Origin of the sequence: Mariniphaga sediminis (assembly GCF_003573545.1) — a bacterium.
GTDB classification, from domain to species: Bacteria; Bacteroidota; Bacteroidia; order Bacteroidales; family Prolixibacteraceae; genus Mariniphaga; species Mariniphaga sediminis.
Genome location: NZ_QWET01000002.1, coordinates 137,366 through 150,334, shown reverse-complemented (window position 1 = coordinate 150,334; position 12,969 = coordinate 137,366). Strand labels below are relative to the sequence as shown.

The 12,969-nt window shown below is 44.2% G+C and carries 6 protein-coding genes; 1 reads left to right on the top strand and 5 read right to left on the bottom strand.

The window, feature by feature from the left end; all coding sequences use genetic code 11:
- Positions 1 to 61: 61 nt before the first annotated feature.
- From D1164_RS02955 to D1164_RS02935, 5 genes are all read right to left on the bottom strand, one after another.
- Positions 62 to 1,441, bottom strand: coding sequence for a hypothetical protein (locus D1164_RS02955; RefSeq protein ID WP_206610905.1), 1,380 nt, complete (start codon positions 1,439 to 1,441; stop codon positions 62 to 64).
- Positions 1,442 to 1,536: 95 nt separating this feature from the next.
- Positions 1,537 to 2,835: a hypothetical protein gene (locus tag D1164_RS02950; protein ID WP_206610904.1), complete on the bottom strand. Its 1,299-nt coding sequence runs from the start codon at positions 2,833 to 2,835 to the stop codon at positions 1,537 to 1,539.
- 198 nt (positions 2,836 to 3,033) lie between these two features.
- A complete protein-coding gene (locus D1164_RS02945; RefSeq protein ID WP_119348452.1) occupies positions 3,034 to 4,776 on the bottom strand; it encodes a RagB/SusD family nutrient uptake outer membrane protein in 1,743 nt (580 codons plus the stop codon).
- A gap of 24 nt (positions 4,777 to 4,800) precedes the next feature.
- Entirely contained in the window at positions 4,801 to 8,121 is a 3,321-nt protein-coding gene (locus D1164_RS02940) for a TonB-dependent receptor (protein ID WP_172594321.1), read from the bottom strand.
- Between the two features lie 233 nt (positions 8,122 to 8,354).
- Positions 8,355 to 9,419, bottom strand: coding sequence for a FecR family protein (locus D1164_RS02935; protein WP_119348450.1), 1,065 nt, complete (start codon positions 9,417 to 9,419; stop codon positions 8,355 to 8,357).
- 282 nt (positions 9,420 to 9,701) lie between these two features.
- On the opposite strand from D1164_RS02935, the gene carB reads away from it, so the two are divergent.
- Entirely contained in the window at positions 9,702 to 12,899 is a 3,198-nt protein-coding gene (gene carB / locus D1164_RS02925; protein ID WP_119348448.1) for a carbamoyl-phosphate synthase large subunit, read from the top strand.
- The last annotated feature ends 70 nt before the right edge of the window (positions 12,900 to 12,969 follow it).

Sequence of the window (12,969 nt, the reverse complement as noted above, 5' to 3'; positions counted from 1 at the left end):
TTATTTTTTAGTCATTGTTATAAATGTCAAACAAACATTTTTTACGATGGCTGTTCTCCGGTTATTGGTTTCCAAAGGGATTTTGAATTTTTACAAAATCTTCAATTTCTTTACCTTCGTGTTTAAACCTGGCCAGCGTATAAACCGTTCCGTCTTTTCCGACAGCAATTGAATTTACATAGATTGGCCTGCTACCATCTTCATAAAATATGGGCCCGTGGTCGGTGTAAGTATTGGTAGGGATGTGGAAGGTAACCAGGTGAAGGTTTTCAAGTCCGCGCGCTGCCCCCATGGCTATTTCCTCAACACCTTTCACCCTTTTCCCGTCGATGTATATGGGACCGCCGGTCAGGTAATAAATTGTTTCCCCGTCAGGGCCAAGGTCAAATCCCAGGTAGCCGTAACTAAAATAATCGAACATCCCGCTTTTTTGAGATGGTTCGGAAGTTATGCGTTGCACAATTTCGACGGTTGCTTCTTTGGGGTCGAACCGGAATAAATACCCGGAATTCCCATGGACTCCGTAAGCCACATTTTCTTCGGGGTACCAGACAATACGCCTCCAGTTGTACTGCATACTGCCGGGACGGGTGGGGTCGTATTTCCCAAAATAGTCGAGCTTCAAATCTACGCCCTCAACTTTTTTAATAGAATCCCAATCGGGATGGTAAGATAAAATGTCCCCTTCGGAGGTAGAGAAGTAAACGATCCCGTCACGTGGGTCAACCACCATGGAACGGCACAACACGCGGTAGTCTTCTCCCGGCTTCCCGGCTTCTCCGTTGGCAGATACTTTTCCGAGGTTTTTTAATTCATCTTTTTTTACATCGTAATGGAACAGGTATCCGTAAGGCCATGAAATGGAATAAATATGCTGGCGCAGGGTGTCCATTGTCATGGTTACAATGGCTTCCCCTTGTGGCAGGATGGCCAGGTCTTCAAACTTGCCGGTGGCTAAATCATAGGAAACGATATGTCCCCCGGGATATAGTTTATAACCTTCGGGCGCGTTTTGAACCATCATCTCCATGCCGTCAATCATTTCATAGTACCCGGCATGGGTAGATACATAGAGTTTTCCTTTACTTTCATAAAAATTGGAGTGAGACTTTCCCTGCGGAATGGCTTTGGCACCTGCTTCTCCACATATTTCTGTGATGTCGCCCAGGTGTTCTATTTTATCAGTTTTGGGATCGTACACGTAGTATTGTCCGCCGATATCAATCGACTGGGAGGAGAGGCAGTAGTAAACCCGTCCGTCGCTGGCAGTGGTAATGGTGTTGTAGGTGTCGTGGGCCAGTGGAAAACCTGAGTAGTAATGTTGGGCGGTTAATTGTTTTTTTTCCGTAACAGCGGAGCCGTTTGTTTCTTTTTTGTTTGAATCAACACATCCTGCCCCAAACATTATAATGGAAAGGGCAAATAAAGATATAGGTCTCATAATTTATTTATTCGTTAGCAGATAAGTAATTTGTTTATTTCAGGCTGAAATTCAGAAAGGGTTTGTTCGTTTTTTTAAGTTTTAAATTTTGATTGTCAGGGCCCGGTGTTTAAAAGTTGGTGCATTGCCTCCATCAATATGTTTTCGGATTCGGGTGTTACTTTGGAAACAACAACTTCATACCCCCGTTGCGGAAAAGCGGCAACAGTTGGAATATATCCCGGGGTGTAATCACCGTAAGCGGCCATTGTAACAAAAAGGTCTGGCCGCATTTTTTTGGCTGCCAACTGGTATTCCACAAACAGCTCTCCCGGCATAAACAGGACAGATGCATTGTTATTCAGCGAAAGACACTGGATATCAATCTTTGCCTTTCCGGATTTGTATCGTTCCACATAGATATTGTTTTTGGTAGTATCGGCAGGTAAAACAACCGGCCTTACTCCCCAGTGGATAGCATTTGCTGAAACTGGCTGCAATTCAGTGGACTCCCAGGCCCGTTTTATGCCATCAGCCAACCGTTCAGCCAGAATGAGCCTGTTTTCTTTAGCGCCGTCATTGTATTTGCCCGCACCAATATTACCGCCGGCACCGGTAAAATGAATGTGTAACGCATTGGGTACAGCGAGCTGACGAAAAAACCGGGCAATGCCGGGAAAATCAGGATTGGGTATCCCGGTGCGGTAATAGCTTTGCGGATGTGTCGCATAAAAGCTCATAACGGCTATCGGCTCTTCATCTTCCCAGAAACTTATAGCCGACACCATCGGGTCAATTACTCCCTCGGGTTCTGCCCGTAAAGCGGAATCACGACAGGTGGTGAAGCGGGGAGCCCGCACCGTATCGGTTTTCACGTCCAGGATACGCCTGTTGGAAGCCACTTTATATACTTCTGCTTCGCCCAGCCCGATGTGTGTGACCGTTCGGGTGTTTTCCAGCGAATGAACCACAGCCATTTCCAGGCGGTGAATTGCTGCAAGAACAAAATCATCTTGTATATCGCCTCTTGGTGCGTCGTGCTGATGAATGGTGTGCACTGCCACCCGCTCGGGCACTGTGCCGGCAGCCGAGGCAAGGGCACGTTTAAATTCGTCGTAACATGCATCATCAATGCCAATCCAGTCAATTGCTACCAATACAATGGGTTGCCCTGCTCCGGACAACACAACGCCTTTGGCACGCAACCCCATGTCCCACGATTGGATCATTGGATCGTAGGCCAGGTCATGACCAACTGGCGGGGTGACATCAATGTCGAATGTGGAGAGTTTTAACGGAGCGGTTTGGGCACTTCCGGACACGGGAAAACCCAAAGTCAGTCCTGCCAACGTCAAAAGAAATACATAAAGAAAACCAGCAGAGAATTTAATGTGCATGTTGTCGTATTTATTCATAACCGATAATTTAAATTTTTCTTTGTGTTAAGAAAAACAAACTCCCATTCGTTTTTCGGTACCTGCCCATCTGTTCCCGGGTTAGAATCAACTGTTTGGATTTATCCTGATTCAGGATGCATCCAAACAGTTGATACCCTCTTAAAACAATCGGCCCAGGTTTATCTGGTTTGGCCAATTGTTTCTACATCTTACGTTCTATTCGTAACCAGGGTTTTGTGGAAATTCAGCATCCACATTCAGGTCGATTTGATTTTGCGGAATAGGCCACAATACATTATGTGGTTCTATATCAGCTCCCGGAAGGACAGGGTTGTCATTGTACTTTCTAACCCTTTCTACGAGTTTGTTTGTGCGCCGCAAAATAATGAGCCTCCATTCTTCTCCATAAAGTTCCCTGGCCCTTTCATCCAGAATATAATCTATGTCTATTGCAGCTGAAGATACCGGGCTTGCATTTGCCCTGGCTCTTACCCTGTTTACATCAGCAGCGGCCAAATCCGGTTTGCTTATTCCGAGATAGGCTTCTGCACGGAGCAACAGTGTTTCTGCAAAACGCAGGGCGTACCAGTCTTTGTGAGTCCTTCCTCCACCCGCTCTGTTGGGCTGTTCGAAATAATTTAAAGGATCCAGGAATTTGGTATGTACAGGGAAGAGACATTTTGTTGTGTCTTCCAACGGATTCGGGCGGGGCGGATCATACAGGCTAAAATCGATTTTTTGTCCATGATACGCCGAGGCCGGATTATCGAAATAAATGTTTCTTTTTAGATTGTGCTCCGCATTACGGGTGTCGTTGTCCCAGTCGCTTTGCCAAATGGTATAATAAACAAGGCTGGAACCGCGCACATTAGCTGTTCCCCTACTCAATGTATCCGAATATCCGGTGTGCCTGCCATCGTAAATTGTACCCAGAATAGCCTGGTACCCGTCAGGAGTAAGTCCGATATCAAAATAACGGGGACCGAAAATATAAGCACCCTGAACAAATCCTCCGCCCTGTATGAAAGGCTCAACCTGAATAACCCACATGGCTTCTTTGTTTTCAGTCCGATTGTGATTCTCGTATCCAAAAAGATCATAGTAAGCATCTCCTGAGCCAAATATGTCTTTATCGAGGTGGTTACCGAAACGTTCGGTCATCAGGTCGTAACTAAAATTATCAACTGCTTTAGTAAGTGCATCAACAGCTAACTGAGGTTCCCCTTTTTCCAGGTATGTTTCGCCAAGATAATGCAATGCCGGTCCTTTTGTGATTCTGCCGGGCGCAGCCTCATCTCCGGGATTGGGTAAATGTTCTGATGCAAATTTGAAGTCTTCTTCCATCAGTTTATGGATTTCCGATACCGGGTCCCTGACAAAATCAGCCTTGGCCGTTTTAACCGGCTCTTTCAGAAGTGGAATATCACCATAAGTTGAAACAAGGTACCGGTATGCAAAAGCCCTGAAGAATCTTGCCTCGCCTAAATACAGATTCTTTCCGGCTTCTCCGTCCTGAAATATCCCTGCGTCCAGTTCCCCAATTTTTTCAATAAGTACATTGGCCCATTGAATAATTTGAAAGCCTGTATTCCAGGTGTCTACAACGTACCTTCTGATCGGGTTTACATCCTGGTAGCTGTTGATATAATACGTATTGTGCTGAGGGGCTTCTCCCATATAACCCAAATCACTTCCATGAACCCTCCAGCTCATCGTACCAAACTCACCAAATGAATAATAGGCTGAACGCACACGGTCGTGGAGCGCAACAATCCCCTGCACTACTCCCTGTTCTGTCAGAAAAGCATTGTCAGGAGAGAAAAAGTCAAGCGGTTTTTCCTGAAGTATATCTTCGTTACAAGAAGGCAACATTAACAGCAGGATGACTGCAGTCAATAAACACTTTTTGGTAAACGAATAAAAATATTCTTTCATCACTTTATTATTTTTTGATTTCATAATTCCTTGATTTTGGATAGAAAATTACAGACTAAGCCTTATACCAGCGATAATGTTTCTCATGAGTGGCGTATCGCTTGCTCCTGTCTCAGGATCCCAGCCCTGCCACTTCGTCCAGACGTACGGATTTTTACTGGATATATAAAACTGGCATTTCTGGAGTTTTAGGGCATCCAGTAGATTCTGTCCAAGGTTATAGGAAAGTGTAATATCCTGAAGCCTGACAAAACTTCTGCTCTGGTAAATTCCACTCTCCTGGGGAGGATTGTTATAAATTCCTGTGGTATTGGTAGTGGGGGCATCGGGCCTCCAATAGGGGTTGATCGCTGAATTATTCATCCGGTGTTGCATGTAAAAGCGTGGACTTACATTCGTCGCATTATCCGCTAAATAATATTTGTCGCCTCCCTGTATAGAATTAATAAGAAAAGTTAAACCGAAGTTTTTATATGACAAGGTATTGTTTATGCTAAACCTGTAACTTGGTGCAGCGTATCCAATAATTGTCCTGTCATAGTCCGGAGTGATCAGGCTGTCGCGGTTTTGGTCGACATATCTGAACTGCCCCGGATACCAGCCTTTTAATGGAATCTTTCCGGCAAAGAATTCTTCTTCTGTCCATACTCCCCCTGCCATTTTATAATCATAAATGGCGCTTATGGGTTCTCCGACAAACCATTGGTTTCCTATATCCGCATCATCATTTTCTCCGTAAAGCTTGGTGATTTTGTCTCTGTTAAGCGAAAATATAAAACTACTTTCCCATTTAAAATTGCCGTTATCTACATTAACCGACCTTACCTCAAGCTCAATCCCTTTGTTATTAAGGCCTCCGATATTGGCCCAAACACTGCTGTATCCCGCTGCCCGGGGAAGTTGCCTTTCAACCAGCACATCTTTCGTTTCCGCAGTATACACGTCAACTGACCCTGTTATTTTATTGTTCAGAAATCCGAAATCTACCCCAAGATTATACGATTCAGTTGTTTCCCAACCCAAATCAGCATTTCCCAAAGTGGAAGGATAAAGGCCGATAGCTGTAGCCTGGCCAAAAACATAGTATCGGGTTCCCATTCTCGATAAGCTGGAATAACGTCCGATTCCCTGGTTTCCGTTCTTCCCGTATGAAACTCTCAGCTTGGAGTAAAAATTCATGTCGCTGAAAAATGATTCATCAGAGAATACCCAGGCCAGTGAAAGAGAAGGAAAGGTTGCCCATTTTTTTTCTGCTCCAAATCCGGAGAAACCATCTTTTCGAATAGTCCCTGTAACCATGTACCTGGATTTGTAACTATAATTTAACCGGGCCATATACGAAAGGCTGTTTTCTTCCCATGCAGAAGAAGAAACGGTTGAAACCTCTCCCAACCCCATATTGTTATATCCCAGGGCCTGGTTGTCAAATCCCTCTGCATTAAGCGATGAAGCATCTCCTGTTCTGCCTTCCCTGCTGAAAAGCAACGTTGAATTCAGTTGATGGTCGCCAAAAGTCCTGGCATATGTTACAATATTATTGAGAATCCAGTCTCTGCTCCTGGAAGGATGTTTTTCTGCAAGCCCCCTGTTTGAAACTCCTGAAGGCGTATTGTAATTATGATAAGCATTGTTATCTACCTGAGTGTACATGTTGGAATAGTTAACCTCATTTGTCAATCCTTCAATCCATGGAATTTTTATTTTGGCGTTGCCAATAAGATGCAGTTGATTCCTGGTGATTGAATTGTCGATGTATGTATAAACCAGTGGGTAGGGTTGAAATAATTCCCCGCCAAGGTAAATATCGTACGAAGGTTCTCCGATAAAATTATTTACAAGGGGACTTGCAACTCTTGCATTGCCAAGGGACGCAACATTGTCGATATTTATACTTGAATTATTGTCACGCGAATTATCCATATAAGAATAGGAGGTGTTGATAGACAAGGAGAGCCAGTCATTCACTTCACTCACCAGGTTACTGCGCAGGGTAAATCTTTCATATTTATCATTTAGTTGAATTCCCTCCACATCTGTATAGGATCCTGATACAAAATAATTAACCTTTTCACCGCTTTTTCCCGAGAGGCTTAGGTTATAATTTTGCATGGGAGCTATCTGCAGCACTTCATCTACCCAGTCAATTTCATTTCCTGCCAGGTAATTGTCTTTTTCCTCCTGTGTTTTTAAGTAGGTAGCTACGAGCTCGCGGTTTGTAACATCCGGGCGGACAGGCCTTCCTGCTGCGCTTGTTGGATTTGTGGTGTACCACTGGTAAACCAGGTTTTGGTGGCTCCAGTCAACCAGCCTGACTGCAAATTCATCCGCATTCATAACCCGCATTGGGTTGTTGGTCATGTCCTGAAATCCATAATACATGTTGAATGAGACCACGGGACTTTCAGAGGTTCCTTTTTTAGTGGTAATAATCATTACACCATTGGCCGATCTGGACCCATAAACGGACGCAGCGCTGGCATCCTTAAGAATATCTATAGATTCCACATCATTGATGTTGATGTCAGCGATGGATCCATTATAAATAATTCCGTCAATAACAATAAGCGGACGGTTGCTTGCCGATAATGATGTTTGTCCCCTGACAGAAAAGGCAGGTTCGCTCCCTGCGCCGCCTCTTCCCTCAATGTTCACCCCTGCCGAGGTTCCGGCCAAAGATTGAAGAAGGTTAACGTTTGCCTGGTTTTCTTTTTGTTCCATTTCAACTCTTACAACAGAGCCCGTCAGGTCACTTTTTTTCATCGTCCCATATCCAATGGCAACTACTTCTCCCAACCCAATTGTTTCCTCCTCCATTTTTACATCTATAGTCTTTTGGTTTCCAACCGTTATTTCCTGTGCCCGCATTCCCACAAAAGAGAATTGCAGTATGGCATTCTCCGGGATATTCGTTATAGTATATTCTCCATCGGCATTGGTAACCGTTCCCTGGGTTGTTCCTTTTATTATCACCGTTACACCGGGTAAGGGTTGGTTACTGTTATCTGTAACTTTTCCGGAAACGGTGACCTGCTGCCACGCGGTACGGGAAGTATTTTCAAATACGTTAGGTGTGGATAGCACGATTAACCTGTCCCTTATGGAATACGTCACATCGGTGCCGGCAAAAACAGTTTTGAGTACCTTTTCAATATTTTGCCCTTCCAGATCAACTGAAACCTTTCGCTCCACATCAATAACTTTTTCACTGTAAACAAAAAAGTAAAACTCACTTTGCTTTTCGATGTTGGAAAGTACGTCTTCTACTTTTACATCTTCCATTTTTAAAGTGAGCTTTTTAGTTTGTGCATACGATAAGTTGGCATAAATACTGAGGGTAGATACCAATATAAGTACAAGTGTCAGCTTCATAACCATCAATAGTTTTAAAGCATGGGAGACATGAAAATTCCCCATGATCTTCTCATTAAAATTTTTCATACTTTTGTAAATGTTTTTAGTTAGAAAATACCCTGTTCCATCATACAGGGGTGTTTTTTTACGAATACCGGGGAAATGTTAGCGCATTTCCCTGTTGTTTTTTGTTAGAAGTTTACTTTCATAGGCGTTTAATTTTTTTGATTAGATACTCAATATTTTATTGGTTAATTCCTTTTTTCAATAATAATTTTTTGTTTTGAAAATGTTCCGTCGGGTAGCTGTTTACGGGGTATTTGTCTGTAGTCAATGGGGGCGGCATCTTTCAGCAATGCGAGAATATGGAATAAGGGTTCATCCACAAAGGTAGCGGTATAGGTAAATTCTTTGGCTGCTTCATCGGTTATTTCAATATCGACACTATACCACCGGCTTAGCCTGTCTGCAATCTGAACAAGGCTGTCCCGTTTGAATATGAGCTTACCGTCTTTCCACGAAATGTATTTTTCGATGTCTCCTTTCGAACTGAAAACCTCCCCTGTACCGGGTTTATAACTCACATGCTGTCCGGGCACCATAGCCCCAATGGTTTGTTTCCTTTGGGAATATGTTTTTCGCTCAAGCATCACCTTTCCTTCAATCAGGGTAGTGGCAACAATATTTTCGTCAGGGTAAGCATGCACGTTAAAAGTTGTTCCCAGTGCTTTTATATCCAGGTTTTTGGTTTTAACAATAAACGGTTTTTCGGGATTATGGGATATCTTAAAGTATCCCTCTCCGGTTAGTATAACCTCTCTTGTGTTACCTGTAAATTTTTGCGGGTATTTCAATTTACTGCCGTGGTTCAGGAAAACTTCCGATCCATCTGAAAATTGTATGAATGTTTTGGAGCCGGTAGGAGCAACTATCTCCAGAGAATCAATAGTCAAGTCTGAGTATTGGGAGTTATTCGCCGGAACCTGAGAAAGGGTGTAAATAAGAAATGCCAGAACCGGTACCAGCAAAATGGCAGCGGCTCTTGTCAGCCAGGTCGTAAACAAGACAGCCGGCTTATACGGTTTATTATAGTTCGCAATATTAATTTTGTGGTGGACCCTGTCAAGCAGAGATTGGAACGTTTCATCATCCGGCAGGTTCTCGTTTTCCTGGTATTCAATACTTTCCCATTCCCCGTAACCCCATTCTTTACTGCCAGAGCTGAGTGAGTCTTCTTTTATCCATTGTACCACCTGTTTCAACTCTTCATCTGTACAATGGTCGTTCAAAAATTTTATGAGTAATTCCTTTGTCATTTTTTTATTTAAAAAAAACCTCCCGGAAATTTCCGGGAGGTATTCCCGGTCTAACTAATCCTGCTTTGCGTAGGACAGCATTTTGTAATAGATTTGACAAGCTATACGCGCAACGGAAGAAACAGGACTATATAAAATGTGATTTTTTTAAAAAAAATATTCAGAAGGATCAAATTTATCTGAAATCGTCATTTTTTTGTCCCTACAATCGCCGTTTTTAAAAATTTAAGGGCATTTTTGTGAAAATTAAAAAAATAGGAACCATTCAAAAATTTTTGTTTTATGCCAAAAAGGGAAGATATTCATAAGATTCTTATTATCGGCTCGGGCCCTATCATTATCGGTCAGGCCTGTGAATTCGACTATTCAGGAACACAAGCCTGCAAAGCACTGCGCTCTCTCGGTTACCACATTGTATTGGTAAACTCCAATCCGGCAACCATTATGACCGACCCTGAAATGGCGGATCACACCTATATTGAGCCGCTCAACGAATATGCCCTAACGGAAATCATCAAAAAAGAACGTCCCGATGCGTTGTTGCCCAACCTGGGGGGCCAAACGGCATTGAACCTTGCCCTGCAACTGGCAAAAAAAGGAGTTCTGGATGAATACGAGGTAGAAGTGATTGGCGTAAATCTCGAAGCCATAGAAAAAGGGGAAGACCGCACGGAGTTTAAAAACTCCATGACCAGGTTAGGAATTGAGATGCCCCGAAGCAAGGCTGTTACGACGATTGATGCAGCTGAAAAAGTTGCGGATGAACTGGGGTATCCGGTGGTTATCCGACCGGCATATACAATGGGTGGAACTGGCGGCGGATTGGTATACAACGTGGAAGAACTTCGCACTGTGGCTTCCCGCGGAATTGCCGCAAGTATGGTTAATCAAATTCTGGTGGAAGAATCAGTACTGGGCTGGGAAGAGCTGGAGCTGGAAGTGGTGCGCGACGCCAAAAACCAAATGATTACTGTTTGTTTTATTGAAAATGTGGATGCCATTGGCGTACATACCGGCGATTCGTTTTGTACTGCGCCCATGCTGACTATTTCTGAGGAACTGCAAAAACGGTTGCAGGAATACTCTTACCGTATTGTAAAGGATATTGGGGTGATTGGCGGCACCAACGTTCAGTTTGCCCATGACCCAAAAACCGGTCGGGTAGTGGTGATTGAAATTAATCCGCGTACTTCGCGTTCTTCGGCTCTGGCCTCAAAAGCTACCGGTTTCCCGATTGCATTAATTTCGGCTTTGCTGGCAGGCGGACTGACCCTCGACGAAATTCCTTACTGGCGCGAAGGAACCCTTGAAAAATATACTCCCTGGGGTGAATACGTGGTGGTAAAATTTGCCAAATGGGCTTTTGAAAAATTCGACGGGTTGAAAGATAAACTCGGTACTCAAATGCAGGCCGTTGGTGAAGTAATGAGTATCGGGAAAAATTATAAAGAGGCTTTGCAAAAGGCCATCCGCTCCCTGGAAACCGGGCGATACGGCCTTGGATTTGCCAAAGATTTCCATAAAAAGTCGCTGGAAGAACTGATGCTGCTGCTGAAAGATCCTTCCAGTGAGCGCCAGTATATCATGTATGAGGCCCTGCGGAAAGGGGCAACCGTGGAAGCGTTGCATGAAAAAACGTTTATAAAAGCCTGGTTTATCGAACAGATGAAGGAGCTGGTTGAACTGGAAGAAAAAATGCTGGGCTTCAAAAACAGTGTGTTGCCTGATGAGCTTTTTATCGAGGCTAAAAAAGATGGTTTTGCCGATAAGTATCTGGCCAAACTGCTTGACATTCCTGAAAAAGAGATACGCGACCGCCGCCTGGCTCTTGGCCTCGCAGAATCGTGGGAACCGGTACCGGTAAGTGGTGCTGATGCAGCGTATTATTTTTCAACGTATAACGCACCGGACAAAGTGTCTGTCGACGACAATAAAAAAATTATGGTTCTTGGCGGTGGTCCCAACCGCATTGGTCAGGGGATTGAATTTGACTATTGTTGCGTTCATGCTGCCTTTGCCATCCGCGACACCGGTTATGAATCCATCATGGTGAACTGTAACCCGGAGACCGTGTCAACCGATTACGATACTTCTCACAAACTTTATTTTGAGCCACTGACAGTGGAAGATGTCTTGAGTATTTATGAAAAAGAAAAACCGGACGGAGTAGTGGTTCAGTTTGGAGGGCAAACGCCGCTGAACATTGCCGGGGAACTGGAAGCCAACGGCGTGAAAATAATTGGAACCAGTCCTGAAACCATTGATTTGGCTGAAGACCGCGATCGTTTCCGGAAGATCATGGAAAAGCTGGGTATTCCGCAACCGGAATCGGGGATGGCCAGCAATCTGGAGGAAGCGCTGGAAATTGCAGCCCGCGTTGGTTACCCGTTAATGGTCCGTCCTTCCTATGTTTTGGGAGGCAGGGGAATGAAAATTGTGCTCGATGAAGAGATGCTTCTTGAGTATGTTAAGGCGGCTGTGGATGTTACTCCTGACCGTCCGCTGCTTATTGATAAGTTTCTGGAAGATGCTATCGAAGCCGAAGCGGACGCTATTGCCGACGGGCACGATGCATTTGTTCCGGCTGTGATGCAGCACATCGAATATGCCGGTATTCATTCCGGTGATTCAGCCTGTGTTATTCCGCCAGTGATTATCACAGAAGAGCAGATGGAGGTCATCGAAGATTATACACGTCGTATTGCCATTGAGATGAAGGTGGTCGGCCTGATGAATATTCAGTATGCTATTTATAATGACAAGGTTTATATTTTGGAAGCCAATCCGCGGGCATCGCGTACCGTACCGCTGGTTTCAAAAATCTGCCGTATACCGATGGCAAAAATTGCCACGGAAATTATGCTGGGAAAAAAATTGTCCGATTTCAACCTGAAAAGAAAACCGTTGAAGCATTTTGGGGTGAAGGAGGCTGTCTTCCCGTTCAACATGTTCCCTGATGTGGATCCGGTACTGGGCCCTGAAATGCGTTCGACAGGAGAAGTACTGGGAATTGCTGACTCATTCGGCCTGGCATTTTTTAAATCTCAGGAGGCTACCAAAACCCCGCTTCCGTTAGAGGGAACGGTACTCGTTACTATTGGCGACCGTGACAAAGATAAGATCGTGCCGTTTGTCCGGAACTTTCAGGAAATGGGATTCAATATTGTAGCAACCGGAGGAACAAAAACATTCCTGGAAAAACATGGAATCGAAGCGCGTTTCATTAATAAAATTTACGAAAAGCGGCCCAACATTGTGGATGCCCTGGTGAATGGTGAAATCGACCTTGTTGTCAATACTCCCGCCGGGAAAATGAGCGAATACGACGATTCGTATATCCGAAAAACAGCCATTAAGTGCAATGTTCCTTATATTACCACCACTGCAGCAGCTTTTGCCGCTACGCAGGGGATTAAAGAACGCCGCAACGGAGCGTATAAGGTGAAATCATTACAGCAGTATCATCGTGAAATAGAGTGATATTCCTTTTCCAAATGATCATTATCGTTTGAAGGATAGCACTGAAACTTTTTCGATAAGTATGTTTTTC

Coding starts and splice junctions, on each gene's coding strand:
- D1164_RS02945 (WP_119348452.1), bottom strand. CDS start 4,776: ATGAAATCAAAAAATAATAAAGTGATGAAAGAATATTTTTATTCGTTT.
- D1164_RS02950 (WP_206610904.1), bottom strand. CDS start 2,835: ATGAATAAATACGACAACATGCACATTAAATTCTCTGCTGGTTTTCTT.
- D1164_RS02955 (WP_206610905.1), bottom strand. CDS start 1,441: ATGAGACCTATATCTTTATTTGCCCTTTCCATTATAATGTTTGGGGCA.
- D1164_RS02935 (WP_119348450.1), bottom strand. CDS start 9,419: ATGACAAAGGAATTACTCATAAAATTTTTGAACGACCATTGTACAGAT.
- carB (WP_119348448.1), top strand. CDS start 9,702: ATGCCAAAAAGGGAAGATATTCATAAGATTCTTATTATCGGCTCGGGC.
- D1164_RS02940 (WP_172594321.1), bottom strand. CDS start 8,121: ATGAAGCTGACACTTGTACTTATATTGGTATCTACCCTCAGTATTTAT.